Source organism: Sphingomonas sp. BAUL-RG-20F-R05-02 (assembly GCF_022662305.1).
Classification (GTDB): domain Bacteria; phylum Pseudomonadota; class Alphaproteobacteria; order Sphingomonadales; family Sphingomonadaceae; genus Sphingomonas.
In genome coordinates this window covers 40,087-65,786 of the sequence record NZ_JAKNQH010000005.1, presented here as the reverse complement: position 1 = coordinate 65,786, position 25,700 = coordinate 40,087, and the positions used below count along the sequence as shown (strand labels likewise).

The 25,700-nt window shown below is 65.7% G+C and carries 30 protein-coding genes and 1 pseudogene; 24 read left to right on the top strand and 7 right to left on the bottom strand.

Annotation, left to right across the window (positions count from 1 at the left end; all coding sequences use genetic code 11):
• Positions 1 to 11: 11 nt before the first annotated feature.
• From L8F97_RS12485 to L8F97_RS12400, 18 genes and pseudogenes are all read left to right on the top strand, one after another.
• Complete coding sequence (locus L8F97_RS12485; protein WP_242150373.1) at positions 12 to 743, top strand: class I SAM-dependent methyltransferase; 732 nt, start codon at positions 12 to 14, stop codon at positions 741 to 743.
• Positions 744 to 756: 13 nt separating this feature from the next.
• Positions 757 to 2,304 (top strand): 2-polyprenylphenol 6-hydroxylase, encoded by a 1,548-nt coding sequence (gene ubiB, locus L8F97_RS12480; RefSeq protein ID WP_242150370.1) that lies wholly within the window; start codon positions 757 to 759, stop codon positions 2,302 to 2,304.
• Between the two features lie 4 nt (positions 2,305 to 2,308).
• Positions 2,309 to 3,412 (top strand): hypothetical protein, encoded by a 1,104-nt coding sequence (locus tag L8F97_RS12475; protein WP_242150367.1) that lies wholly within the window; start codon positions 2,309 to 2,311, stop codon positions 3,410 to 3,412.
• A pseudogene (gene coaBC, locus L8F97_RS12470) lies at positions 3,409 to 4,631 on the top strand (bifunctional phosphopantothenoylcysteine decarboxylase/phosphopantothenate--cysteine ligase CoaBC). The gene L8F97_RS12475 and the pseudogene coaBC overlap by 4 nt, the downstream one beginning before the upstream one ends.
• A gap of 46 nt (positions 4,632 to 4,677) precedes the next feature.
• Entirely contained in the window at positions 4,678 to 5,127 is a 450-nt protein-coding gene (gene dut, locus L8F97_RS12465; RefSeq protein WP_242150364.1) for a dUTP diphosphatase, read from the top strand.
• Positions 5,124 to 5,519 (top strand): hypothetical protein, encoded by a 396-nt coding sequence (locus L8F97_RS12460; RefSeq protein ID WP_242150361.1) that lies wholly within the window; start codon positions 5,124 to 5,126, stop codon positions 5,517 to 5,519. The genes dut and L8F97_RS12460 overlap by 4 nt, the downstream gene beginning before the upstream one ends.
• Positions 5,516 to 6,277 carry a HesA/MoeB/ThiF family protein gene (locus L8F97_RS12455; protein ID WP_242150358.1) on the top strand — a complete coding sequence of 254 codons (762 nt, stop codon included), beginning with the start codon at positions 5,516 to 5,518 and terminating at the stop codon, positions 6,275 to 6,277. Before L8F97_RS12460 ends, L8F97_RS12455 begins: the two co-directional genes overlap by 4 nt.
• Positions 6,278 to 6,524: 247 nt before the next feature.
• On the top strand, positions 6,525 to 7,664 hold the full coding sequence (gene wecB / locus L8F97_RS12450; protein ID WP_242150355.1) for a non-hydrolyzing UDP-N-acetylglucosamine 2-epimerase: 1,140 nt from the start codon (positions 6,525 to 6,527) through the stop codon (positions 7,662 to 7,664).
• The gene (gene wecC / locus L8F97_RS12445) at positions 7,648 to 8,946 is read left to right on the top strand and encodes a UDP-N-acetyl-D-mannosamine dehydrogenase (protein ID WP_242150353.1); all 1,299 of its coding nucleotides are present in this window, start codon (positions 7,648 to 7,650) and stop codon (positions 8,944 to 8,946) included. The genes wecB and wecC overlap by 17 nt, the downstream gene beginning before the upstream one ends.
• Before the next feature lie 515 nt (positions 8,947 to 9,461).
• The gene (locus L8F97_RS12440; protein ID WP_242150350.1) at positions 9,462 to 10,880 is read left to right on the top strand and encodes a sugar transferase; all 1,419 of its coding nucleotides are present in this window, start codon (positions 9,462 to 9,464) and stop codon (positions 10,878 to 10,880) included.
• Positions 10,881 to 11,007: 127 nt separating this feature from the next.
• Entirely contained in the window at positions 11,008 to 11,178 is a 171-nt protein-coding gene (locus L8F97_RS12435) for a hypothetical protein (RefSeq protein WP_242150347.1), read from the top strand.
• A 17-nt stretch (positions 11,179 to 11,195) separates the two neighbouring features.
• Entirely contained in the window at positions 11,196 to 11,483 is a 288-nt protein-coding gene (locus L8F97_RS12430; protein ID WP_242150344.1) for a hypothetical protein, read from the top strand.
• Between the two features lie 2 nt (positions 11,484 to 11,485).
• On the top strand, positions 11,486 to 11,713 hold the full coding sequence (locus L8F97_RS12425; protein WP_242150341.1) for a hypothetical protein: 228 nt from the start codon (positions 11,486 to 11,488) through the stop codon (positions 11,711 to 11,713).
• A gap of 95 nt (positions 11,714 to 11,808) precedes the next feature.
• Complete coding sequence (locus L8F97_RS12420; protein ID WP_242150338.1) at positions 11,809 to 12,333, top strand: DUF1003 domain-containing protein; 525 nt, start codon at positions 11,809 to 11,811, stop codon at positions 12,331 to 12,333.
• Positions 12,334 to 12,370: 37 nt separating this feature from the next.
• On the top strand, positions 12,371 to 13,432 hold the full coding sequence (locus L8F97_RS12415) for a glycosyltransferase family 2 protein (RefSeq protein WP_242150335.1): 1,062 nt from the start codon (positions 12,371 to 12,373) through the stop codon (positions 13,430 to 13,432).
• 72 nt (positions 13,433 to 13,504) lie between these two features.
• Positions 13,505 to 14,572, top strand: coding sequence for a 4-hydroxyphenylpyruvate dioxygenase (hppD, locus tag L8F97_RS12410; RefSeq protein WP_242150332.1), 1,068 nt, complete (start codon positions 13,505 to 13,507; stop codon positions 14,570 to 14,572).
• 44 nt (positions 14,573 to 14,616) lie between these two features.
• Entirely contained in the window at positions 14,617 to 15,900 is a 1,284-nt protein-coding gene (gene hmgA / locus L8F97_RS12405; protein WP_242150329.1) for a homogentisate 1,2-dioxygenase, read from the top strand.
• A gap of 31 nt (positions 15,901 to 15,931) precedes the next feature.
• Entirely contained in the window at positions 15,932 to 16,390 is a 459-nt protein-coding gene (locus tag L8F97_RS12400; RefSeq protein WP_242150326.1) for a MarR family winged helix-turn-helix transcriptional regulator, read from the top strand.
• A gap of 14 nt (positions 16,391 to 16,404) precedes the next feature.
• Here L8F97_RS12400 and L8F97_RS12395 read toward each other — a convergent pair whose 3' ends face one another.
• The 4 genes from L8F97_RS12395 to ykgO form a co-directional block, all read right to left on the bottom strand.
• Positions 16,405 to 17,256 (bottom strand): Brp/Blh family beta-carotene 15,15'-dioxygenase, encoded by an 852-nt coding sequence (locus L8F97_RS12395; protein ID WP_242150323.1) that lies wholly within the window; start codon positions 17,254 to 17,256, stop codon positions 16,405 to 16,407.
• On the bottom strand, positions 17,253 to 17,966 hold the full coding sequence (locus L8F97_RS12390; protein WP_242150320.1) for a bacteriorhodopsin: 714 nt from the start codon (positions 17,964 to 17,966) through the stop codon (positions 17,253 to 17,255). Before L8F97_RS12390 ends, L8F97_RS12395 begins: the two co-directional genes overlap by 4 nt.
• 146 nt (positions 17,967 to 18,112) lie before the next feature.
• Positions 18,113 to 18,718: an HAD family hydrolase gene (locus L8F97_RS12385; protein ID WP_242150317.1), complete on the bottom strand. Its 606-nt coding sequence runs from the start codon at positions 18,716 to 18,718 to the stop codon at positions 18,113 to 18,115.
• An 11-nt stretch (positions 18,719 to 18,729) separates the two neighbouring features.
• Positions 18,730 to 18,855 (bottom strand): type B 50S ribosomal protein L36, encoded by a 126-nt coding sequence (ykgO, locus tag L8F97_RS12380; RefSeq protein ID WP_069205031.1) that lies wholly within the window; start codon positions 18,853 to 18,855, stop codon positions 18,730 to 18,732.
• A 198-nt stretch (positions 18,856 to 19,053) separates the two neighbouring features.
• Between ykgO and L8F97_RS12375 the strand changes: the two genes are divergently transcribed.
• Positions 19,054 to 19,677, top strand: a complete 624-nt coding sequence (locus tag L8F97_RS12375) for a DUF4136 domain-containing protein (protein ID WP_242150314.1) — start codon at positions 19,054 to 19,056, stop codon at positions 19,675 to 19,677.
• Positions 19,674 to 20,792, top strand: coding sequence for a M14-type cytosolic carboxypeptidase (locus L8F97_RS12370; protein WP_242150311.1), 1,119 nt, complete (start codon positions 19,674 to 19,676; stop codon positions 20,790 to 20,792). The genes L8F97_RS12375 and L8F97_RS12370 overlap by 4 nt, the downstream gene beginning before the upstream one ends.
• A gap of 9 nt (positions 20,793 to 20,801) precedes the next feature.
• Here the strand turns inward: L8F97_RS12370 and thpR are convergent, their stop codons facing one another.
• Positions 20,802 to 21,341, bottom strand: coding sequence for an RNA 2',3'-cyclic phosphodiesterase (gene thpR / locus L8F97_RS12365; protein WP_242150308.1), 540 nt, complete (start codon positions 21,339 to 21,341; stop codon positions 20,802 to 20,804).
• A 125-nt stretch (positions 21,342 to 21,466) separates the two neighbouring features.
• Between thpR and L8F97_RS12360 the strand changes: the two genes are divergently transcribed.
• From L8F97_RS12360 to L8F97_RS12345, 4 genes are all read left to right on the top strand, one after another.
• Positions 21,467 to 22,201, top strand: coding sequence for a Bax inhibitor-1 family protein (locus tag L8F97_RS12360; protein WP_242150305.1), 735 nt, complete (start codon positions 21,467 to 21,469; stop codon positions 22,199 to 22,201).
• A gap of 81 nt (positions 22,202 to 22,282) precedes the next feature.
• Entirely contained in the window at positions 22,283 to 23,065 is a 783-nt protein-coding gene (locus L8F97_RS12355; protein WP_242150302.1) for a transglutaminase-like domain-containing protein, read from the top strand.
• 61 nt (positions 23,066 to 23,126) lie between these two features.
• A complete protein-coding gene (locus L8F97_RS12350; protein WP_242150299.1) occupies positions 23,127 to 23,393 on the top strand; it encodes a hypothetical protein in 267 nt (88 codons plus the stop codon).
• 217 nt (positions 23,394 to 23,610) lie between these two features.
• Positions 23,611 to 24,162 carry a hypothetical protein gene (locus L8F97_RS12345; protein ID WP_242150296.1) on the top strand — a complete coding sequence of 184 codons (552 nt, stop codon included), beginning with the start codon at positions 23,611 to 23,613 and terminating at the stop codon, positions 24,160 to 24,162.
• A gap of 42 nt (positions 24,163 to 24,204) precedes the next feature.
• Here L8F97_RS12345 and L8F97_RS12340 read toward each other — a convergent pair whose 3' ends face one another.
• Both L8F97_RS12340 and L8F97_RS12335 read right to left on the bottom strand, forming a co-directional pair.
• Positions 24,205 to 24,930, bottom strand: coding sequence for an extensin family protein (locus L8F97_RS12340; RefSeq protein ID WP_242150292.1), 726 nt, complete (start codon positions 24,928 to 24,930; stop codon positions 24,205 to 24,207).
• Positions 24,930 to 25,688: an NUDIX hydrolase gene (locus L8F97_RS12335; protein ID WP_242150288.1), complete on the bottom strand. Its 759-nt coding sequence runs from the start codon at positions 25,686 to 25,688 to the stop codon at positions 24,930 to 24,932. The genes L8F97_RS12340 and L8F97_RS12335 overlap by 1 nt, the downstream gene beginning before the upstream one ends.
• Between the last annotated feature and the right edge of the window lie 12 nt (positions 25,689 to 25,700).

The window sequence follows — 25,700 nt, the reverse complement described above, 5'->3', positions numbered from 1 at the left end:
AGAGCGGGGGAATGAGCGACACCGTATCCTTTGGCTATCAAGACATCCCCGCAGACGAGAAGACCGCCCGGGTGGGCGGCGTCTTCTCCAACGTGGCCGCGAAATACGACCTGATGAACGACGCCATGTCGGGCGGCATGCACCGGATCTGGAAAGACCGCTTCGTGCGCCGGGTGAAACCGCGCGAAGGCGAGCAGATCCTCGACATGGCAGGCGGCACCGGCGACATCGCGTTCCGGATGGAGCCTTCGGGCGCGTCGATCACCGTGGCCGACATCAACGCGGAGATGCTGAAGGTCGGCATGGACCGCGCCGCCAAGCGCGGCATCGACGGGCTGGTGTGGACCGAGGCCAATGCAGAGACGCTGCAATTCCCCGACCGCTTCTTCGACGCCTATACGATCGCGTTCGGCATCCGCAACGTGACCGACATTCCCAAGGCGTTGCGCGAGGCGCACCGGGTGCTGCGGCGGGGCGGGCGGTTCTTCTGTCTGGAGTTCTCCACCACGGTGTGGCCGGGCTTCGCCGAGGTGTATGACGCCTATTCGCACAAGATGGTGCCGCAACTCGGCAAGCTGCTCGCGAACGACGCCGACAGCTATCGCTATCTGATCGAATCGATCCGGCGCTTCCCCGACATGCCGACGTTCGAGGCGATGATCGGCGAGGCCGGTTTCGTGCAGACCAAGGTCGAGCCGATGCTGGGCGGGCTGGTGGCGATCCACAGCGGCTGGAAGATTTGAGCAGGACTCCGGCGTGACCGCCCCCGCCGTCCATCTCTGGCGGCTCCTGAAATGGGGCCGCATCCTCGCGCGTCATGGTGCCTTGCAGGGGATCGAGCGCGATCCCAACACGCCCACGGCGGTCAAACGGCTGGTGCGGATCGCACGGCTTGGCGCGCGCGTGCCGCCGGTGCCGCGCTATGCCGACGCGTTGCAGGCGATCGGCCCGGCCGCGATCAAGCTTGGCCAGACGCTGGCGACGCGGCCCGATATCGTTGGCGACGAGGCGGCGAACGACCTGCTGCGGTTGCAGGACGCGCTGCCGCCGCTGCCGTACGAGACGATCCATGCGGCGATGGCTAAGGCGTTCCAGCGCGATCCGGCCACGCTGTTCGAATCGATCGATCCGGTGCCGGTCGGCGCTGCTTCGATCGCGCAGGTCCACCGTGCCGTCACCACCGACGGCCGACACGTCGCGGTAAAAGTGCTGCGGCCGGGCGTGGAGGACGATTTCACCCGCGCGATCGACACGTATGAGTGGGCGGCGGCACAGGTCGAGGGCTTGGCGAGCGGCGGCGAACTCGCCCGGCTGCGCCCGCGCCTCGTTATCGCGACGTTCAAGCGCTGGACCGCGCGCGAGTTGGACTTCCGGCGCGAGGGTGCGTCCGCCTCCGAACTCGCCGACGCGATGACGGCGGAACCCGATTTCGTCGTCCCCAAGATCGATTGGGAGCGTACCACCGGCAAGGTGCTGACGCTGGAGTGGATCGACGGCATCAAGCTGTCCAACCGCACCGCGTTGGTGGCGGCGGGCTACGACCTGCCGCGGCTCGCCGACACGCTCGTCCATGCGTTCCTTCGGCAGGCGATAACGGAAGGCTTCTTCCACGCCGACATGCATCAGGGCAACCTGTTCGCGCTGTCCGGGAACCGGATTGCGGCGATCGACTTCGGCATCATGGGCCGGATCGACCGGCGCGCGCGGGTGTGGCTGGCGGAGATCCTCTACGGGCTCATCACCGGCAACTACAAACGCGTCGCGGAGATCCATTTCGAGGCGGGCTACGTGCCGGCGCACCACGACGTCGCCGAGTTCGCCACGGCATTGCGCGCGGTGGGCGAGCCGATGCGGGGCTTGGCGGTCAAGGACATGTCGATCGGCATGATGCTCGACAGCCTGTTCAACATCACGCGCGACTTTGACATGCGCACGCAGCCGCACCTGCTGCTGCTGCAAAAGACCATGGTGATGGTCGAAGGCGTGGCGACCAGTCTCAACCCCGACATCAACCTGTGGGACACGGCGGCCCCGTTCGTGCGCGAATGGATCAGGACCGAGCTCGGGCCTGAGGCGGCGGTGGCGGATCGGCTCATCACCGATCTGCGGACGCTGTCGCGCATCCCCGAACTGGTCCGCAATATCGAGCGGCACTTCCCCTCCCCCGGCGGTGCCCCGCCCGAGCCGCCGATGCGGCCGATCGCGGTTCTCGGGTCGGGACGCAGCAGCGCGATGCGCTACGTTCTGGTCGCGGTGGTAAGCGCCGGCGTGAGTTTCGCCGCCGCCTGGCTGTCGTTCCACTAAGGCGGTGGCGCGGCCGGTCGCCCCGCTCTGGCTCACCGCCCCCAGCCGCTTCGCGCAGGTCACGCGTGGGCGGGCACGGGCGGTGCTGGCGGCGCTCGCGCTGTTGGTCGCGGCGAGTTTCCTCGCGCTCGGCGTCGTCGCTCCCGCCGGGGCGCCGGCCGATCCGTCACAGGCCGATCTGACGCTGTACCAGACCATCGTCGATGGGATCCGCGCCGGTGGCGATTATTACAGCGTGGCGGCACGGTCGCTCCGGGCGGGCGATTACCCGCTCAAGCCGTTCGTCGCCTTCCGTTTGCCGACGCTCGCGGTGATCGAGGCAGCGCTGCCGAACGGCGCGGTGCCGATCCTGCTCGACCTGCTTGCCCTCGGCGTGTTCGCGGCATGGTGGCTGCGGCTGCGACCCGCCTTCGCACGCCGGGTGCCGCTGGTGGTCGCGCTGCTACTGCTCGCCGGGGGCATGGCCGCGTTCGTGCAGAGCGACCTGGTCGCCTTTCACGAGATCTGGGCGGGGCTGCTGATCGCGCTGGCGCTGGCGCTGCGCCGGCCGGACCGCTGGGTCGAGGCGGTGGCGTTCGGCATGATGGCGATGCTGATTCGCGAGACCGCCGCGCTGTTCGTCGGGATCATGGCGGTGCTGGCATTTGCGCAAGGGTGCCGGCGCGAGGCGGTCGGCTGGGCGGCGTCGCTCGGCGTGCTGGCGGTGGTGGTTGCGCTGCATGCGCATGCCGTATCCGAGGTGGTCCATGCCACCGATGCTGCGTCGCCCGGATGGAGCGGAATGCTCGGCTTCGGCTTCTTCGTGCAGGCGATGGCGGCTTCGACCGCGCTGACGATGCTGCCGCTCGCGCTGGCGGCGCCGCTCGTCGCATTGTCGCTGGCCGGGTGGGCGGCGTGGCAGAGCGAGCTTGGCCTGCGCGTGATTGCGACCATGTCCGGCTATGCGGTGTTGATCGCGCTGTTCGCGCGTGCCGACACCTTCTATTGGGGGCTGATGGTCGCGCCCACGCTCCTCGTTGGTCTGGCGTTCGCGCCCGACGGCCTTCGCGATCTGGTGGGGGTGGCGGCGGCACGGCGGCGGATCACGGTGACACGGGTGGTGCGATGAAGATCCTGCTGGTCATCGGCGGCGGCATCGCCGCGTACAAGGCGTGTGAGTTGATCCGGCTTTGCCGCAAGGCGGGCATCGCGGTGCGCTGCGTGCCCACCGCCGCCGCGCAGCAGTTCATCACGCCGATGACGCTTGCCGCGCTGAGCGAGCAGCAGGTGTTCACATCCCTGTGGGATCTCAAGGACGAAGCCGAGATGGGCCATATCCAGCTCAGCCGTGAAGCCGATCTGATCGTCGTCGCGCCTGCCACGGCCGACCTGATGGCGCGGATGGCGGCGGGCATGGCCGACGATCTCGGCACGACGGTGCTGCTCGCCACCGACAAGCCGGTGCTCGCGGCGCCGGCGATGAACGTGCGGATGTGGCAACACCCCGCCACCCGCCGCAATGTAGCGACGCTGCGCGACGATGGCGTGACCGTGCTCGAACCCGACGAGGGGCCGATGGCATGTGGCGAGTTCGGCGCGGGACGCCTGCCCGAACCGGAGGCGATCCTCGCGGCGATCAAGGCGGCGCTGGGGATATGACGGTACCGCCTCCCGCTGGGGAACGGCGGGAGGCGCCGCGCGACGGATCGGCCGTCGCCCCCCACATCCTCATCACCGCCGGACCGACGCATGAGCCGATCGACCCGGTGCGCTACATCGCCAATCGGTCGTCGGGGAAACAGGGCTTCGCGATCGCGGCGGCGCTGGCGGCCCTCGGCGCACGCGTGACGCTGGTGGCGGGGCCGGTCACGCTCGACACGCCGGCCGGTGTCACCCGTGTCGACGTCGAAACCGCGCGCGAGATGGCGGCGGCGGTTGTGGACGCGCTTCCCGCCGATGCCGCCGTGATGGTCGCGGCGGTAGCCGATTGGCGGGTCGAAGGCGCAAGCCAGAAGATCAAGAAGGGCGACGGCGCGCCGGTTCTCCACCTCGTCGAAAATCCCGACATCCTCGCCGATCTCGCGCGCAGCCCGCAGCGGCCACGCCTATTGATCGGGTTCGCGGCGGAAACGCAGCGCGTGATCGAACACGCCGTCGCCAAGCGCGCCCGCAAGGGTGCCGACTGGATCGTCGCCAACGACGTATCGGGCGACGTGATGGGCGGTGAGAGCAATGCGGTTCACATCATCACCGCAGAGGGCGTGGAAAGCTGGGAACGGAGCGGAAAGCAGGTGGTCGCCGACAGGCTTGCCGCCCGTATCCTCGCCACGCTTGCCGAACCGGGCTGACGCGCTGCGGTTAGACAAACGCCGGCAGTACGCTAAGATACGCAGCATGACGCAGCCGACGATCGCCATTAGCATCAAACGCCTCGATCACGGGACCGGCCTGCCCCTGCCCGCCTATGCGACCGCAGGCGCGGCGGGGATGGACGTGGTGGCGGCCGAGGCGACGACGATCGCCCCCGGCACGCGCGTGGCGGTGGCGACCGGTTTCGCAATAGCGATCCCGCCCGGCTTTGAAGTGCAGGTGCGGCCGCGATCGGGGCTGGCGCTCAAACACGGTGTAACGTGCCTCAACACGCCGGGCACGATCGACAGCGACTATCGCGGCGAGGTGAAGGTGATCCTCGCAAACCTCGGCGCGGACGTGTTCGAGATCGCGCGCGGCGACCGCATCGCCCAGCTCGTTCCCGCACCTGTTCAGCGCGCAGCATTTGAAGAGGTCGCCGAGCTGGACGATACTGGGCGCGACCACGACGGCTTCGGCTCGACCGGACGATGATGTTGGCTCTTGCTCTGCTGGCCCAGGCGGCACCCGACGTGCAAAATCCTGCACCGCCGCTGCCAAGCGACTGGTCGAATCTCGCGGCAATGCCATTCGTCGTGCAGCCACAGATCACCGCGCCGCTCGACAAGTTCGTGGCGGACGAGATTGCCGCGGGACGGTGCGCGGTCACCAGACCGGTAGACGGGCATTATGTCGTCAGAGTGGACGTGGCGACGCTGGTCGATGCGGACGGTACCGTTCGGCGTGCGGTGCCGCGCGCGATGGGGTGCCCGACCGTCGAGCAATATAGCGCCGGTCTTGTCACCAGCTTTGCGCGGGCCAACCTCCAGGTCCGGGCAGGTAAGCTGTGGTATCGCACCACCACCGTCTACGACTGGCGTGGATGACGCTCAGCGACGCTGAACTGGAGCGCTATGCACGCCATATCGTCCTGCGCGACATTGGCGGCGCGGGGCAGGCGAAACTCAGGGCGTCGCGCGTCGCGGTAATCGGCGCTGGCGGGATCGGGTCGCCGGCGATCCAGTATCTCGCCGCCGCCGGGGTCGGTACGCTCATTCTGATCGACGACGACCGGGTCGATCTCTCCAACCTGCAACGCCAGACGATCTTTGGCGGCGACGATGTCGGCACGGCAAAGACGGCAGCGGCAGCGGCAGCGGTGGCGCGACTAAACCCACATGTCCACGTCGAGAACCGACATGCCCGACTCGACGCCATCAATGCGCCCGCATTGATGGCGGGCGCGGACGTGGTGCTGGATGGTACCGATAGTTTCGCGACGCGGCTGGCGGTGGCGGACGCGGCATTGGCGGCGCGGGTGCCGTTGGTGTCGGCGGCGGTCGCGCAGTTCGAGGGGCAACTTGCGGTGTTTCGCGGCTGGGAAGCGGACAAGCCCTGCTACCGCTGCTTCGTCGGCCATGATCCCGATCGGCCCGAAACCAGCTGCGCGGAAGCCGGCGTGCTCGGCGCGATGGCCGGGGTGATGGGCAGCCTCGCCGCGCTGGAGGTCCTGCGCGCGATCACCGGTTTCGGAGACGACAGCGCGGGCAAACTGCTGCTCGTCGACGCGCTGGCGTTCCGCTTCCGCACCATCGCGCTGCCCAAGGATCCGGGTTGCCCGGCGTGTGGTGCGCTCGTCCCCTGACGCTCCACTCTTGCGGATTGCGGCACTCCCGCGTCGGTAATGCGGTGCCGGCTGTGGAAGTCGCGTACCATCAGCGCGCGGCATCCGGCACGTGCCGTGAAACGCCGGGTCGGTTGCTAATGATCAAGGGTTCGGACCGCTTAGCGGTCGCCGGATTACGCCTGTTGGAGGACGAAGCGTCGCGAGTTCTACGTGACACTCACGCAGTTAGCTGCTCCTTAACGCAACCTCGGCCAAGGCTTCGCCCATGCAAACCCCAGCGCTTCGCACCGTTCTCGTCATCTTCGGCACGCGACCGGAGGCGATCAAGCTGTTTCCGGTGGTCGCCGCGCTTAAGGCCGTACCCGGCCTGAACGTACGTACTTGCGTCACCGCGCAGCATCGCGGGCTGCTCGATCAGGTGCTGGAGATTGCCGGATTGCGCCCGGATATCGACCTCGACCTGATGGAACCCGGCCAGTCGCTCGACCGGCTGACCGCGCGGTTGCTGACCGGGCTTGGCGAGGTGATGGACGCGGAGCAGCCCGACCGCGTGATCGTGCAGGGCGACACCGCCACCGCGATGGTCGGCGCGCTCGCCGCATATTACCGCAAGGTGCCGGTCAGCCATGTCGAGGCGGGCTTACGCTCCGGCGACATCTACCAGCCGTGGCCAGAGGAAGTGAACCGTCGCATCGTCGCGCCGATCGCGGATCAGCATTTCGCGCCAACCGAGACGGCCGCGGAAGCGCTGCGTCGCGAGAATATCGCGTCCTCGACCATCCACGTCACCGGCAACACCGTGATCGACGCGCTGCATGCCACCCGCGCCAAGCTCGATGCCGATCCGTCGCTGGCCGCCGGGCTGGACGACATCGCCGCGCGGTTCGCGGGCAAGCGGCTGATCCTCGTCACCACGCACCGACGCGAAAATTTCGGTGGCGGGATGGAGGGCATCGCGCGCGCGATCGGGCGGATCGCGGACCGCAGCGACACCGCCGTGCTGTTCCCGGTGCACCCCAATCCCAATGTCGTCTCGGTGATGGACGCGCTGCTCGGCGACCGGGCGAACGTCGCGCGGATCGCACCGCTCGACTACCCGCATTTCATCCGTGCGCTCGGCATGTGCGAGATCGCGCTGACCGACTCCGGCGGCGTGCAGGAGGAAGCCCCTGCCCTCGCCAAGCCGGTGCTGGTGATGCGCGAGACGACCGAGCGGCCCGAAGGCGTACACGCGGGCACGGCAAAGCTTATCGGGACGGATTCCGACCGGATCGTTTCCGAAATATCAACCCTACTGGACGACAAGGGCGCGTACACGGCCATGGCCCGCGCCCACAATCCGTTTGGCGATGGTCATGCGTCCGCAAGGATAGCAAGGATCGTCGCCGATGGTTTCGGATGCTGAACTCAAGGTCGTTGTCGTCGGCCTCGGTTATATCGGACTGCCCACCGCCGCGGTGATCGCGCGGACCGGCGCGAAGGTGCTCGGCATCGACGTCAGCCCGCATGTCGTCGAGACGGTCAACTCGGGCAAGGTACATATCGAGGAGGTCGATCTCGACGGCCTCGTCTCGGGCGTGGTCGCGCGCGGGAACCTGCGCGCCTCGACGCAGGTCGAGTCGGCCGACGTGTTCGTCATCGCGGTGCCGACGCCGTTTGCGGACGATCATGCGCCCAACATCGGGTACGTCCTGCGCGCCGCCACCACCATTGCGGCGGTGCTGAAGGCAGGTGACGTGGTCATCCTCGAATCGACCTCGCCGGTCGGCACCACCGAGCGGGTGCGCGATCTGCTCGCCAAGTTGCGGCCCGATCTGAAGGTGCCGGGCAAGACCGGAGAAGCCGCCGACATCGCCATCGCATATTGTCCGGAGCGGGTGTTGCCGGGCCGCATCCTGGTCGAACTGATCGACAATGATCGTGTGATCGGCGGCATCACACCACGCTGCGCGCGCAAAGCGTTGTCGTTCTACCGTCGTTTCGTGCGGGGCGCCTGCGTCACTACGACAAGCCGCGCGGCCGAGATGACCAAGCTGACCGAAAACGCTTTTCGCGACGTCAATATCGCCTTCGCCAACGAACTGAGTCGGCTGGCCGATACGACGGAGGTCGACGTGTGGGAGGTGATCCGCCTCGCCAATCGTCATCCGCGCGTCAACATCCTGTCGCCCGGCCCGGGGGTCGGCGGCCATTGCATCGCGGTCGATCCGTGGTTCCTGGTCCACGCCGACCCGGCCAATTCGCCGCTGATCCGCACCGCGCGCGAAGTGAACGATGCCAAGATCGACTATGTGGTGGCGCGCGCCGCCGCGATGATCGAGGCGCAGCCGGGCGCGCGGGTCGCGTGCCTTGGCCTCGCGTTCAAGGCGAACATCGACGATTTCCGGGAGAGCCCGGCGCTGAAAGTCTCCGCCGAACTGGCACGCCGCTTCGGCAGCCGGATCGCGGTTGTCGAGCCCTATACCGCCGCGCTGCCGGCTGAGTTCAAGGGCACCGGTGCCGGCCTAATCGACATCGACACCGCGATCGAGAGCTGCGGCATCATGATCGTGCTGGTCGATCACGACGTTTTCAGATCCGTGCCGCTTGATGAGCGTGTGGACAAACAGGTTTACGACACGCGCGGTATCTGGCCCGATCAGCCGGCCCCCAAGGTTCGGCAGGAGTTGCTTCGGCTCGCTGGCTGATCGGCGAGCAAGGGCGCCAGATGGCCCGAAGCCATCTTTGACATATCCGTCCCCGACTACGGCGCGGTTCTGCACGTGGTGCCGCCAATATGGCACCTGTCAGCAGCGTTCTGCAATCGTGTCGCTGAGGACCCAAGTCGGCCGAAACGAGCTGCCGGGTGGATGCCGAGCGACCAGCGGAAGATGCGTGCACGCCCTTTGGCTTGTTCGAAGCAAATCGGCACGCCGTTAGCGTGTTTTCGTTAGCAGATGCTTGAACGTCACTCCCTCATTATCACGGTTCCCGTCTGTTATGTCCGTTCCGGAGGCTTGACGCGATTATCTCGTGAAACACCGGCTATGGTTTCTCAAGTGATTTCGAGGAACATTGGACTCGCCCGACGACACAGACGCGATGACCGAAACGGCTGATCACGTAAGTTGATGCTGCTAAGCAAAATATCCGCTTCATACTTGCATCATCTTCTGTACGTTCATGGGCGCGCTACCATTGATCCCACGTGTAGGATGCGATCATGAACCTGGAAATCGGACGATCCGAGTGGACGCCAGAGAACGGGTATCCTTATACGGTGATGTCGCCGGAGAAGCCTTGGTGGCGCCCGCGTGCTTCGGCTTTGCGGACGCGTGCCTTTACTACCCTGGTGTTGATCGACTTCCTGTCCATCACCGTATCATTCCTGATCGCGGCTTTATTACATGGGCAGTTCGGCGCGGACCGCGTGTGGCTGGTGCTGCTCGCAGTGCTGCTGCCGGTGTATCTCGTTACCGCACTCAACGCACATGCCTATGCCGCGGCGAATTTGCAGGATCCGTTCCGTGCGATTGCGAAGGGCGTGCAGGCGCTGGTGATCGCGATCAGCGCAGTGATCCTCGTCGCATTTTGCGTGCGCGCGTCCGAGGGGTTTCCGCGCCTGCTGGTGGCGATCGGATCAGTCTTCGCAATGATGACGATGATCGCCGCACGGTATATGTTCGTGAAACGCATGGTTTCGATCATCGGCGGCAATCCGTTCAGCGTGATCCTGATCTGCGAAAGCGACCAGCCGGTGCCGCCGGGCGTGTTTTCGGTGATGATCTCGCCCGAGTCGTTTTTTGATCCCGAAAAACATGATCCTGTAATGTACGACCGGCTCGCCAAGTCGCTGGAAAGCGCGGATCGTGTTGTCGTCGCATGCGACCCGGCGCGCCGCACCGCTTGGGCACACGCGCTGAAAGGCGCCAATATCCAGAGCGAGATCGTCGCGCCGGAGCTCCATAACCTCGCCCCACTCGGCCTAGGCAACCACGGCAGCGCAACGACGATCGTTATCGCGCACGGGCCGCTTGGGTTGTTCGAGCGCTTCATGAAGCGCGGGTTCGATTTCTCATTGGCACTGGCTACCGTGATAGCGCTGCTGCCGATTCTGGCGGTAATCGCCATTCTGGTGAAGCTCGACAGTCCTGGCCCGGTATTCTTCAAGCAGACCCGCATCGGGCGCGGCAACCAGATGTTCAAAATGCTCAAGTTCCGCAGCATGCGCGTGCTCGAAACCGACCATGCCGGCAACCGGTCGGCATCTCGCGACGACGATCGTATTACCCGCGTCGGCAAGGTCATCCGCCGCACCAGTATGGACGAGTTGCCGCAGCTCTTGAACGTGCTGAAAGGTGAAATGAGCATCGTCGGCCCGCGCCCCCATGCACTCGGCTCACGTGCGGCCGACAAGCTGTTCTGGGAGGTCGATACCCGATACTGGCACCGCCATGCCGCCAAGCCGGGGCTGACCGGGCTGGCGCAGGTGCGTGGGTATCGCGGCGCGACGGTGCACGAGTCGGACCTGAGCAACCGCTTGCAGGCCGATCTCGAGTATCTCGACACCTGGTCGATTTGGCGCGATCTGGTGATCATCGCTATGACGTTTCGGGTGCTGCTCCACCGTAACGCGTTCTGATTGCGTCCGCCGCTCGGGCGTTGCCTTGGCGAGCGAACTGCGCCACAGCGACGGCAGATTTGCCATGAGGCGACTGCATGGACCGCGAAGAGATCCCCGGCGCTGCCACAAAGATTATGGCGACGTGTTGGACATCGGTTATCACGACGATCTGCCCGCAGAGATGATCGTGGGAGGGAATAGCCAGCGCCAAATTCGCTTCAATGTCGCGATTGAAAAGCGCTTCGGCGTACGCGTCTCCAGCACTGAGATCGGAGAGCTCTGCAACGTCAGGTTTCTGACCGGCAACATCGCCTGACCGACAGCCCAGAGCCGATGCACGACCCGTTCGGCCTGCCGTGGCTCCTGCCCGCGCCTGCTGATTTGAAAAGGCGTCTGAAGGCGATCCGCAGCGCAGAACCGCTTGACGCGGCGTCGTTGCGCGCAATGGCACCAGCTTCGCTCAACGCGACGAAATTAAGACAGGCGAGCCGCGTCGGCACCGCGCGTCGCGTCGGTCTGGTCGATAACCGACAGGTGCCACAGCAACTGTTCTATCCAGTATTTACGCCGACGCCGGGCAAACACGACGCGATCTGCTTTCCGTGGATGCGCAGGCGCTAGGCTTGCGCGTCCATGCGTCGACCATGGCGGCGTGCGTGCGCGGTGCCGAGGAAGAGCATTGCGAGACGCGGCTGATGAAATGCCACCTGCTTGCCCGCCTTTTCGAGGAAGCGGTGGCATCGCATGTCGCCGCTACCGCACCTGCGCTCGATGCCAAGCGATTGACCGGCGAGTATACCCCAGCCCCAAGAACGCGACGGTGTGCGAGCATCTCCGCAGTCTTGGCCTAACGCATGTCGCGGAGCGGAAGGGTGGCGGCAGGGTGTGGAGCTCGACCCGTTGCGCTATGTCGCGCCCGAACTGCCGATAATCGTGGACTGACCTGATGCCTTCCCCTCACAACCCGCTGTCGCGCATGTTCGGTGCGCATACCCGCCAGCTTGATCCCGAACAGCAGAACGTGCTCGAAAAGATCGCGTCGAAGCTGCCGATCGCGCGCGATGCCGCCGATGTCGCTGACGAACGCTCGACCTATGGCGAACGGCTCGCCGATCGGGTCGCGGCGGTGGGTGGTTCGTGGGGCTTCATCATCGCGTTCACGATCGTGCTGTTCGGGTGGATGCTGCTCAACAGCGACGTGCTGGCGCGCTGGGGCCTGGTGTTCGACCCCTATCCGTACATTTTCCTCAATCTGATGCTGTCAACGCTCGCTGCGATCCAAGCGCCGGTCATCATGATGAGCCAGAACCGCCAGTCGCAGAAGGATCGCCTCGCCGCGAGCCTCGATTACGAGGTCAACCTGCGCACCGAACTGGAAATTCTGCGCCTGCACGAGAAGATTGATCTCGCCATCGCCGAGCGGCTCGACCGGATCGAGGCACGGCTCGGCACCCTTCCACCGACACCGTAACAGCTTTTTAGCACCCGCCAGCCGATAAGCCGGGACGATGCAGCCCTCCCCTGCCCCCACGATCAGTGTGCTGATGGCGTTGTACAACGGCGCGGCGCTTGTCGGCGAGACGATCGCGACGTTGCAGGCGCAGACGTTCGGCGACTGGGAGCTGATCGTGGTCGACGACCGTTCGACCGATAATGGTGTCGCCGTGCTGAAAACCATCGACGATGCGCGTATTCGCATTGTCGAACAGCCGGTCAATCAAGGCGTGGTACGTGCCCGCAACACCGCGTTTGCACACGCGCGCGGACGCTACCTCGCCGCGCTGGACCATGACGATCTCTGCCATCCGGAGCGGTTCGCGCGGCAAGTCGCCTACCTTGACGCGCACCCCGATACGGTCCTGCTCGGTACCGCCGCCAACATCCTCGACGATGGCGCGGTGCTGCCGCCGACGCTTGCCCCCATCACCACGCCGAGCGTGATCGAATGGTTGCTCAAGATCGAGAACCCGCTGGTATGGTCCTCGGTGATGATGCGCGCGGACGCGGCGCGGCGGCTCGATATCTTCATGCGGCCGGAGTTGATCTGCGCGGAGGATTACGACCTCTACCACCGCATCGCCCGCTTCGGCACGATCGCCCGGCTCGATGAGGAACTGATGACCTATCGCCGCACGCGCGGCAGCCTGTCGCAACGCCGGGTGGACGAGTTGCGCGCGTGTTCGGTGTCGGTGCTGGCGGATGCGCATCGCGATCACCTCGGCGAGGAGGCGGAGGACGTGGCGTCTTTGCTAGTCCATTACGTTATGGGGCAGCTGCCGGTGCCCGATCGCGCCACGTTGCGCCGGCTGGGCGATGCGCTGGTGCGGTTGCAAGCGCACTTCATCGAGACGCGCCGGCCGGACGCGGCCAGTCGCAAGCTGCTGCGGTGGGAGACGGCGCGACGCTGGGCTCGGGTCGGGCGGACAGGGTTGCGCACCGGTTCGCTGGGGCTGATCGCGACGGCGAGCGTGCGGCCGGATCACCTCGGGCTCGGCTATGCGGGACTGGACGAATTGATCCTGTCGCGCATCGTCGGCGGTGCACGCAATGTCTTGCGACGGACCGGCTGAGCTACGACGAAACGAGACGTACGGCAGATCGTTTCATTTGACACCATCTGCCCGCAACCATATCTTTGCGGCATGGAACAGGATGCCGCACAAAACCCGCCCCAGAATTTGCAGCAGAACCCGCTAGGCCTCAATGGCTTCGAGTTCGTCGAGTTCACCTCGCCCGATCCGATCGGTATGGGGCGGCAGCTCGAGCAGATCGGCTTCACGGCCACGCACCGCCATCCGGCCAAGAATATCACCCGCTACAAGCAGGGCCGGATCAATCTGATGATCAACCGCGACGAGGCTGGTCGCGTCGCCGCCTTCCGTGGCGAACATGGCGCATCCGCCAGTGCGATGGCGTTCCGGGTTGCCGATCCCGCCAAGGCGATGGAATGGGCGCTGGCCAATGGCGCCAAGCCAACGGAGGAAGACGACACCGTCATTCAGGGGATCGGCGGATCGTATCTGTACTTCGTTCAAGACGGCGTGGACCTCTACGCCGATTGGGCAGAGTTCCCGGGCTGGCGCGAGCAGGAAGCGGCGAACAGTGTCGGCCTCGATCTGCTCGATCACCTCACCCACAACGTCCGTCGCGGGCAGATGCGGGTGTGGAGCGCGTTCTACCGCACGCTGTTCGGGTTCGAGGAACAGAAGTTTTTCGACATCAAGGGGCAGGCTACCGGTCTGTTCAGCCAGGCTATGATCGCGCCGGACAAGGCGATTCGCATCCCGCTCAACGAGAGCCAGGACGACAAAAGCCAGATCGAGGAATTCATCCGCGAGTATAACGGCGAGGGTATCCAGCACCTCGCGCTGACCACCGACGACATCTTCGCGACGGTCGAGGCGCTGCGTGCGCGGGGCGTGCGGTTGCAGGACACGATCGAGACCTATTACGAACTGGTCGACCAGCGCGTGCCCGGCCACGGCGAGGATCTCGCGCGGCTGAAACAGAACCGCATCCTGATCGACGGCGATATCGAGACCGAGGGGCTGCTGCTCCAGATTTTCACCGAGAACATGTTCGGGCCGATCTTTTTCGAGATCATCCAGCGCAAGGGCAATCAGGGTTTCGGCAACGGCAACTTCCAGGCTCTGTATGAGTCGATCGAGCTGGACCAGATCCGCCGCGGGGTGGTGTCGGTGGAAGGCTGAGACATCGCCCTTCCCCGGCGAAGCAGGCATAGGACGTAGGCGCCATGACGAACTATCTCTCCGGCTTCGGCAATCACTTCGCCACAGAGGCTGTAGCCGGCGCGCTGCCGATCGGCCGCAACTCGCCGCAGCGCCCCGCGTTCGGGTTATACGCCGAGCAACTTTCCGGCACCGCCTTTACCGCGCCACGCCATGAGAACCGGCGCAGTTGGCTCTACCGGCTGCGTCCCTCCGCCGAGCATCCACCCTATACCCGCTACCAAGGCGCAGAGCGGTTCGCGCCCGGAACCAGCCCCGAACCGCTCGCGCCCAACCGGCTGCGCTGGTCGCCCGCCCCAGCCCTGGCCGAGCCGACCGATCTGATCGACGGCATCACCACGATGCTCGCCAACCGCGATCCCGCCGATCTGGAGGGTGTGGCGGTGCACCTTTACGCCGCCAACCGCGACATGACGAACCGTGCGTTCGTGGACGCGGACGGCGAGTTGATCTTCCTGCCGCAATCGGGGCGGCTTACGCTGCTGACCGAACTGGGCCGGATCGACGTGGCGCCCGGTGAAATTGCGCTGATCCCACGCGGGGTGCGGTTCCGCGCACTGCTGCCTGACGGCGCGGCGCGCGGTTACATCGCCGAGAACCACGGCGCGTTGTTCCGCTTGCCCGATCTCGGCCCGATCGGTGCCAATGGTCTTGCCAATCCGCGCGATTTCGAGACCCCGGTGGCGTGGTTCGAGGATGTCGACGCACCGTTCGAGCTTGTGCAGAAATCGCTGGGCAGCCTGTGGACGACCACGCTTGACCACAGTCCGCTCGACGTGGTGGCGTGGCACGGCAACCTTAGCCCCTGGCGGTACGATCTGGCGCGGTTCAACACAATCGGCAGCGTCAGCTTCGATCATCCCGATCCGTCGATCTTCACGCTGCTGACCTCACCGTCGGATGTGCCGGGGCGCGCCAATGCCGATCTCGTGATCTTCCCGCCGCGCTGGATGGTGGCGGAAGATACGTTCCGGCCGCCGTGGTTTCACCGCAACGTCATGTCGGAGGCGATGGGGCTCATCACTGGCGCCTATGATGCCAAAGCGGACGGCTTCGCGCCGGGTGGGCTGTCGCTGCACAACCTTATGGCGGGCCACGGCCCGGACGTGGCGAGTTGGCGCGCGGCGAGCGAGGCGGATCTGCAACCACGCAAGATCGACGGCACGATGGCGTTCATGGTCGAAAGCTGCTGGCCATATCGCCCGACCGCTCATGCGCTGGAGCATGCCCAGCCCGACTATGACGCGGCATGGGCGGGCTTTCCAAAGGCACGCCTGCCCGGCGCTTGAACCGCGCCGCTACGCGCCATAGGCTGGCGCGATGACCGACGCTGCGCTGACGCTCGACGACTTTCTGCCGTTTCGGCTGTCCTTCACCTCCAACCTGGTGAGCGACCGGATCGCGCGGGCGTATCAGGCGCTGTTCGGTCTGACGATCCCGGAGTGGCGACTGGTCGCGGTCATCGCCGAGAGCGACGGCATCACCCAACAGGCGATCGGCGTGAAGACGCGGATGGACAAGGTAACGGTGAGCCGCGCCGCGATTGCCTTGGTCGAACGCTGTCTAGTCGAGCGCATGCCCAACGCCGGCGATCGCCGCTCGCACCTGCTCAGGCTGACTCCGGCGGGGCAGGCGCTGTACGAGCAGGTCGCACCCAAGGCGTTGGAACTGGAACGCCGCATCTTCGGCGGCTTCGATGCGGGGCGAGTGGCGGCGTTCGTCACGATGCTCCGCGAGATCGACACCGTCGCGCAGGCAGCGGAAGACAGCGACCTTTAAGGCTGCGGCACTGATCAGATCCGCGCCGCACGCCTCCCCACGGCTTCCCGCCCGTGTTCGACATCGCGCGCCGGTTCGAACAAGGGCGTCACCAGCAGGTGCGGCATCGCCAAGGCGGCAATACCGGCAAAAAGCGCGCGTACGCCGCTAGGATCATGGCGCAACACCACCAAGGCGACGACCACCACGAGCAGCAACGCCGCCACCAGGATCGGCGCAGTGGCGCGGAGGTACGCGCCGATGGTTGCGCACCCGAGGCGGCGCTGGCGTTCGCTGGTTTGCGGCAGCGCGTGCAGCACCAGAAACCCGACCGCGAAGCCAACCAGCGGCGGCAGCAACAGCAACGCCGCCGTTCCCGTCAGCAGCCGCGCGTCGCGCCGCACGACGGCGGTGGCGAGCAGACCGATCGCACATAGCGCACCGGCCGCGGCGAGCGCCGCGGTCAACACAACCGGAACCTCGGCACCACCGGCATAGTGCAACAGGCTCTGCAATGCGGTCCGGTGCAGAGCCGCCGGTATCACGACGAGCCCGGCACCACGCGCGATACGCTCGACAACGGAACCGTTTGGCGCATCCTCCATGCCGAAATGCAGCGCGGACGCGATCAGGAACACCGGCAACGCGACGGCAGGATAGGCAACCCACCAGATCAGGCAGGCGACCGATGTCGCGCCGTAGGCGGCCAGAAATCCCATACGTTGTCGTGGTGCGAGAATGGCGAGGTCGCTCGCACCGTGCGCCATGCCCAGCACACCGATCGCCACCACCGCGAACAGCAGCTGAACCATGAGCGGGCCAAGGGCAGCGGCAAGCGCCGCCCCCAGCAGCACGCCCCAGCCGAGGGCCGGAGCGCGGATGGTCACGCGCGACCGGCGTGTACTTCGGCGTCGCTACCAAGCGCCCGATCAACATTGCCGGCGGCGTAGAAGGCGTAAACCACCTTCGCAATGATATCCATGACGAGGATCGCCCAAACCGATGCGGGATCGGAAATCATCTTCAGACCTTCCGGGCCGACCGCGAACACGATCGGATAGAGGAACCAGATCACCGTCAGGAAGGCGACGTTCTTGGTATATGCCGCCCCCAGCGCAGGTCCGCGTTGCGTGGCGATTGCGCGCAGCGGCGCCCACAGCAGGTAAAGCACGCCGACGAACGCCGCGCACGACCAAGCGAACCAGATCCACTTCACGACGGGAGCGTCGATCACCGACGATATCAGTCCGGCGACGATCATCAGCACGTCGAGCACGATGATAGAGGTGAGATATCCGCCGACTTCACCGGTTCGGCCGCGTTCATGGAATGCGACGAGCACCAGACCGGACAGCAGGATCGGCGTCGTGACCGACCAATCGAGATACCGAGCGAAATAGGTGGCGGAACCGTCGAATTTGACGAGCGTGCCGATACCGAAAGCCATTGCCAGATAGGCGGTTGCGGCGATGAACGGCACGCTTGCGTGCAGCAGGGTATGGTGTCGCAGCGGTGCGGTTTTCTTTCCGGTGGCATAGATCGCCAGTGAAGCGAGCGCCATCACCGAGAAACCGATCAGAAAAGGCGTTTGGTTCATTAGCAGGACTCCCCATTCAGGGACGACCCTGTGCCGGCCCGTCGCATGAACGTAGGTCCGAGGCGGATGTATCCGTGGAACAGCATGACAAAGCGGTCATGCAACCATACAGTTTTTGGGCTGATAGTTTGGCGGACAGCTGTCGCTTACAGAAGTCCGAGCCGCGACAGATCTGCGCGCAAGACATCCGCATCGGTGAACAGCACGCCATGAATGCCGAGCGCGTCGGCGGCGGCGACGTTGTCGGCACGATCGTCGACGAACACCGCATCCTCCGCCGCGATACCGAAGCGGTCGAGCGCGAGATGATAGATGGCGGGATCGGGCTTGGTCAGGTCTTCGTCGCCGGACACGACGATGTCGCGGAACCGGTCGAACAGCGCCGCTTCACGCGCACGGAACGGCGGCCAGAACTCGGCGGAGAAATTGGTGATCGCATAGAGCGGCACGTCGCGCGCATCGAGATCGTCGACCAGCGCGCGCATGCCCGGCAGCATGTCGCCAAGCTGCTCATTGAAGCGCGGGCCCCAGGCGGCGATCAGATCTGCATGCTGCGGGTGCAACGCGGCGAGCTCCGCCGAGGTATCGGCGAAGGGGCGTCCGGCGTCATGCTGGAAATGCCATTCCTTGGTCGCGACGTCGCGCAGGAACGCATCGAGCGCCCGATCGTCATCGATCAGGCGCTCGTAGAGGAACCGGGGGTTCCAATCGAACAGGACGTTGCCGATGTCGAAGATAACGACGGACGGCACCGCGCTTGCAATCAGCCCTGGCGGGCCTTGAAGCGACGGTTGGTCTTGTTGATGATATACGTGCGGCCACGGCGGCGGATCACGCGGTTATCGCGATGCCGGTCCTTGAGCGACTTCAGGGAATTGCGGATCTTCATGATCGATTCGCTTCTTGCTTTAGAGGTGCGGAAAAAGAAGGCGCTCGCCTAGAGTTGCGCCGACGCCAAGTCAAGGCGGCGGGCCTCTGAAAAATCTCGGGCTACCGACACAATCCTGCGGGAACCTTTGGGATACGATGGCAGGCGACAAGCGTTTCACCTAGGTAACGAGCGTTCGCAAGGTAAGGAAGCGAAGACATGAAAGCGTTGTTTGCAGTGGCGATGGCACTCCCCGGGCTGGCGCTGGCCGGCTGCTCGACGACCGCGGGCGGGCCGGTGCAGGTGACGCGCTTCCACCTTGGCGCGCCGATGGTGACGGGCACGCTCGCGGTCGAGCCGGCACCGGGCGGATCGCCCGCCAGCCTTGAGTTCAAGACCTATGCGGCCGCGGTGCAGACCGAGTTAATGCGGTATGGCTATGGCGCGCCGGCAGGTAACGACGCCGGCCAGTTCCTCGCGGTGGTCGGCTTCACCCGCACGACCGAAGAGGACGCCTCCGCACGGCGATCAGGCCTTTCGCTGGGCCTTGGCGGCGGCGGCTTCACCGGTGGCGGCCGGCGCGGCGGAGGCGGTGGGATCGGGCTTGGCGGCGGCATCTCGTTCCCGATCGGCAAGGCCAAGCACCATTACATGATCCTCACCGAACTGTCGGTGCAGATCAAACGCCGCAGCGACGGCAGCGTGATCTGGGAAGGTCGCGCGCGCACTGCGGCACCGGAAACCGCCGCCGCATCGCAGGCGGACGCCGCCGCGCACAAACTCGCCAGCGCGCTGTTCCGGGACTATCCGGGCGTATCGGGTCGCACTATCACAGTACGATGAGCATCACCGTCAACGCCGCATTCGACAGCGGCAACATCCGTGTCCTCGGCATCGAGGGCGATACCGTCACGCTGGAGATCGTCACCGACACGGGCAGCGACTTCTACCAGTGGTTCCACTTCCGGGTTGCGGGCGCGCAGGGTCGCGCCCTCACCTACCGGATCGTCAACGCCGCCGGCTCGGCCTATCCGCCGGGCTGGCCGGGTTACAAGGTGCGGATGAGCACCGACCGCGAAACGTGGCGGCTGGCCGAGACGCGTTACGACGGTGGCGTGCTGGAGTTCGGCTCGACCGGAGAGGACGAACTCGTCTGGTTCGCCTATTTCGCGCCGTACACGCTGGATCGGCACGACGCGCTGATCGCCCGGATCGCGCGGGAACCGGGCGTGACGCACCGCGAACTGGGACAAAGCCTCGACGGGCGCGCGATCGATTGCCTCAGCCTGGGCGACGGACCGAAGCCGGTGTGGCTTTATGCGCGCCAGCACCCCGGCGAAACGATGGCGGAATGGTGGATGGAAGGCGCGCTCGAACGGCTGACCGACACCGCCGACCCGGTGACGGCGGCACTGCGGGCGAAGGCGACGTTCCACCTCGTCCCCAACATGAACCCGGATGGCAGCTTTCGTGGTCATCTGCGCACCAATGCGGCAGGTGTGAACCTCAACCGCGAATGGCACGCGCCGACCGCCGAGCGCAGCCCGGAAGTGCTGTGCGTGCGCGATGCGATGGATGCGACCGGCGTCGCCTTTGCGATGGACGTCCACGGCGATGAGTCTATCCCGGCCAACTTTATCGCGGGGTTCGAGGGGATTCCCAACTGGACCGATGCGCAGGGCGAGCATTTCTACGCGTTCCAGCGCCGCCTGTCCGCGCACTCGCCCGATTTCCAGATGGAACTCGGCTACGGCAAGTCGGCGCCGGGCAAGGCCAACCTCACCATGTCGACCAATCAGGTCGCGCACCGCTTCGGCACGGTCGGGATGACGTTGGAAATGCCGTTCAAGGACCATGACGCCAATGCCGATGCCGAGTTCGGCTGGTCGCCGGAACGCTGCAAGCGGCTGGCGGGCGCGTGTCTGGAAGTCTTGGCGGAGATGATCGACGGGATGTGACCCGGGCGATCAGCCCAGCGGCCAGCGCGCGATGGTGTCGTAGCGCGCGCCGTCGTGGCCGAGCGTACTTTCGAACAGGATGAGGTGCTCCATCCGAAAGGCGACGCTGGTCAGACCGGCCTGTGCCGCGCGCCAGCGTTCGATCTCGACCGGATCGGCGGTGCGCGGCAGGCGGGCGAGCGTAACGTGCGGCAGATAGGCGCGACCCTCCGGCGGCAGGCCGAGCCGGACCAAGGCGTGATCGACCTTGCGGTGCAGCCCGGCGAGCGCCTCGTGCGGCGTCACGCCGGCCCATACGGCGTCGATCCGGCCGCGCCGGTCGAACGCGCCGACGCCGGCGATGCGCGCGTCGATCGGGCTGGCATGGACATGGCCGAGTTCGATCGCGATGTCCTCCGCGATGCGGCGATCGACCTCACCGATGTAGCGAGCCGTCAGGTGTAGCTGGCTGTCATCCTGCCAGCGCGCATCGGCGATGCCGTGCATCGTGTCGGCGAGCAGCGAGCGGATCGCGCGCGGTGGGCGCAGAGCAACAAAAAGTCGGTGCATGGCAACACCTCATTAACACAAGACAACGACATCGGTCGCTGGCGGATTTGCTTGAAAACACGCACGCAAAGGCCGATATTCGTAGGAGTAGTCCGGCATCTGGCCGGTCAAGGAGATGAATTGCAATGGCCAACTGGTCTGATCCCCGTTCGAGCGCCTCCCCCTTCGGGGCGGATTCGGCGGCGCGTGCAGGCGCGTTCGACGCGGGTCTGCGGCGCTATATGCTGTCTGTTTACAACTATATGATGTCGGCGGTGCTGCTGAGCGGCATCGTGGCGCTGGCCTTCGTCGCCAGCGGCGTGGCCGCGCAGGTGTTCCTGGGTGGCGGTATCCTGAAGTGGATCATCAGCTTCGCACCGCTCGGCTTCATCTTCGCGATGAGCTTTGGCGGCGGTCGTATGACGGCCGGCACGATGCAGCTGATGTTCTGGGGCTTCGCGGTGGCGATGGGTCTATCGCTGTCGACGATCTTCCTGGTGTATTCGCCGATCGCGATCGCGCAGTCGTTCTTCGCGGCGGCAGCGGCGTTCGGTGGCCTCAGCCTGTATGGCTACACCACCAAGCGTAATCTGTCGGCGATGGGCACGTTCCTGATGATGGGCCTGGTCGGCCTGATCGTGGCGAGCCTGCTGAACCTGTTCTTCCATTCGGGTCCGCTCGCGATGGTGATCAGCTTCGTCGGCGTGCTGATCTTCGCTGGCCTCACCGCCTACGACACGCAGCGTACCAAGAGCATGTACGCGCAGGTCGCCGGTACCGGGGCCGAGCAGCACATGATCATCATGTCGGCACTCAACCTCTACCTCGACTTCATCAACATGTTCCTGTTCATCCTGCGCCTGTTCGGCAACCGCAACTAAGCCGCACATCGTTTGGAACGCTTCGAGGCCCGGTGGGGAAACCCACCGGGCCTTTTTGCCTGTTTGCGAAAGACCCGCCGAATGCGCCTGAAGATCGACGTCGAACTCGATTATACGATCGACGGCGCCTACAGCATGCTGCTGCTGGTCGAGGCGGCGGCGATGGCGGACCAGCACATCGCATCCGAAAGCCTGATCGTCACCAGCCGCGAGCCGCTGCGCGCGATCGCCGGCGAAGACGGCATCGGCCAGCGGTGTTGGGCGCTGGCGGAAGGCTGGTTCCAGGCGACGTACCGCGCCGTCGTCGAGCTCGACCGCCAGGATGTTTCGATTGCCACCCTGCCGGAGACGCCCCCGCGCCTCCTGCCGGCGGAGGCGGTGCCGTACCTGCTGCCCAGCCGGTATTGCGAGTCCGATCAGTTCGAGGGGTTCATCAATCAGACCTTCGGATCCCTCGGCGGCGGCGCGCTGGCGGCGAAGTTGGTCGACTGGGTTGCGGATCACCTCAGCTATGAACCGGGCAGCAGCAACGGCGCGACGACCGCGCTCACCACCTTTGCCAACCGCAAGGGCGTGTGCCGCGACTATGCGCACCTGCTCGTCGCGCTGGCGCGGGCGGGCGGTATTCCGGCGCGGTGCGTGTCGGCCTATGCGCCCGATGTGTCCCCGCCCGACTTCCACGCGGTGGCGGAACTGTGGCTCGACGGTGCGTGGCGGCTGGTCGACGCGACGGGCATGGCATCCGCAGCGGATCTGGTGCGGATCGCGGTGGGCCGGGATGCGACCGACATCGCGTTCATGACCGTTTTCGGTGCCGCGATGCTCAACTACCAGCACGTTTCGGTGGTGCGGCTCGACGATTGAGTCGCCGGAACGCAATTCACGTGTCGTCCGTTCTCGTCACGTAACAGCCTGGAGAGCGGCAATGACAGCGGACACCAACGAAGGCGCAAGCCACAGCGGCGAGCATATCGAACACGCACAGGATGCCGGCCGTGACGAGTCGATCGTGGCGCGGCTGAAAGCCGACCCTGCCAACCCTGAGGCGAAGCTCGATCGCGGACTGGACGAATCGATGGACGCCAGTGACCCGCCTTCGACCTCGCAGCCGAGCACCAACAGCGCGCCTCCGGTATCATCCGGATATGACGCGGATGCGGAACGCAAATTGCAGGACGAAAAGTCCGCCTGAACACCCTAGCCGCCCCCGAGACATCGCTCCCGGGGGCGGAATTGCGTCGGTTTGGCTACCGTATGATTACGGTTCGGCCACGGTTCGTCGCAACCTTTGTTGCATCGCAGCAGCTTCTATGATGCGATGTGAATATCGGGCGACGAAGCGTTAAGCGCGGTGTTAACCATGCAGGCGCATCTTACCTCGGTTCAACACGAGTGAGCGGGGTGGGTTTATGGGTGCGCGCATGAAACCGGCGACTGGTGCCGTCACGCTGGCGGAGATGAAGGAATTTGCGGGGTTCTCGTCCGCGACGCAGCGCTATGTGCGCCGCTCGCTGGATATCGGCCTTGATCGGGACGATGCGATGACGCGCTGGTCACGCGACGTCGTCGAGGCGGCAAGCATCCGGGCGCAGGCGCGGCTGTACGCGAGACTACCCGACATTCGCGAGATGATCCCCGACGATAGCGGGCTCGACGCGATCGAACCGTTCCTTGCCCCCTTGATGACGGTGACGGCTTTTGATCTCGGCCAGGGACGTCTGACGACGTTTTCGGCGTATCGCTTCCTGTACGAGCGGTTGATCGGCGCCGAGGTCCGCCCGTGGTTGCCGGCGGCGTTCTGCTCGGCGGCGGCATTGCCGCATTTGCATCCCGAATTGCGCCGCAAGCTGCTCCAGTCGATCAGCGAGGCAGCCGCGACCGCGTCGGGCTGGTCGAACCGGCAGCCGGCCTTTTATCCGAAGTGGGTGGAGAAGGTCGAGGCGGGCGCGCTTCGCAACTGAGCCGTCCGACGGGGTTGCCGCGGCGCATCGACGCGGCAGCCTTCATCGGCACGCCCGCCACCCGATCGCGCCGCGTGGAGCCTGATCGAGGTGGAGGTGGTTGTGGTGCAGCGCGTTATAGTCGGGTGAGAGCACAGTGGCGAATAGCTTGCACGCGCCGTTGCGAACCGTGTGGAGGAAGGTCGCGCGGGGACCGTCGCCGCGCCATTCGTCGGTAATCGTGATACGGGTGCCATCCGCCAGGCGAAAGGCGGAGACATCGATGGCATCGGCACCGGCATGCTCGCTCAGCGTTCGGGTGCTGCCGCGAATCGGACGACAATTATAGGTACCAAGTTGCTCGATCGCGACCACCGGAGCGCCAAGGTAACGTTGCGCGGCAGGTTGCACGATGTCCCATTCCCACATCGCCAATCCGGCCGCGACCGGACATGACATGACCGGAGCGGACGGCGCTAGCGTGATCCGGCGCGCGCCTCCGACGGCGAAGCGCAGCCCGTCATCATAGCCGCACGCGCCGTCCTTGATCGGTGGCGCGGGGGTGAAGCGCACGCCTGCCTCGGTCAGCAGCGCTTCGCATTTGGCGGCTTTGTCGTGCAACGCCACAATCTTGCGCCCGGTGAACAGCCCGACCGGCTGACTGAGGTGAAGCGGCGACCACGGCAGATCCTCCGGCTTGGTGCGCAGACCGGCCACCGCGGCAAGGATCACCACCAGCAGCAAAGCGGCAATCAGCACCGCCAGTGCGGCGCTCCGAACCGTCCGCATCAGCCGCGCAACACGTCCGCCAGCACCTCGGCGGTGATCGGGTAGCCGAGATCGTCAGGGATGCAGAGGTGCGGCACGCCCCCGCGATCCTCCACCCAAGGCGAGACGGTGCGGATCGGGAACGCCGCCGCATCGGTGGCGGCATCGGCGAAGCTGGTATATTCCGCCAGCCGATCGAGAACCCGTCGCGTCGGGAAAATGACATGGCGGCGGCCAGCGACGGCATCGTCGAGGACGCTGCGCGCGCTTGCCCAGACCGCATCGACAGTCTCGGTCGCGTCCACCACCGGATCGGGCGCAGCTTCGGGCAGCCGCGCGAGGTAAAAGCGCGTGTCGAATACGCGCCGTTCGCGGTGGGTGGGCAGCCAGCGCGCGAACGGCACCAGCGCGGCAAGATCCAGGGTGAAGCCGCCCGCCTCCAGCGCCGCGCCGATCGTGGTGCCGCCGTGCAGCGCGGCCCGCATAGCAGCGAGCTGGTCTACGTCGGGCGGCGGCACGATGCCGATCGGCACACCGGCTTCCTCGATCGTTTCGCGGATCGCGGCGATGCGGGCGGCGGTGTCGTCGGGCTCGCCACCCAAATGTGCCGCGAGCGCCACGTCGCCTGGATCGACACGGCCGCCGGGGAACACCGTCGCACCGCCGGCGAACGCCATCGCATGGGCACGCTCGACCATCAGCAGCTCCGGCGCCGCGCCGGTGCGTTCGCGCAGGATCACCAGCGTCGCGGCAGGCACTGGAGGGGATGGCTCATCCATCGCGCGGATCTA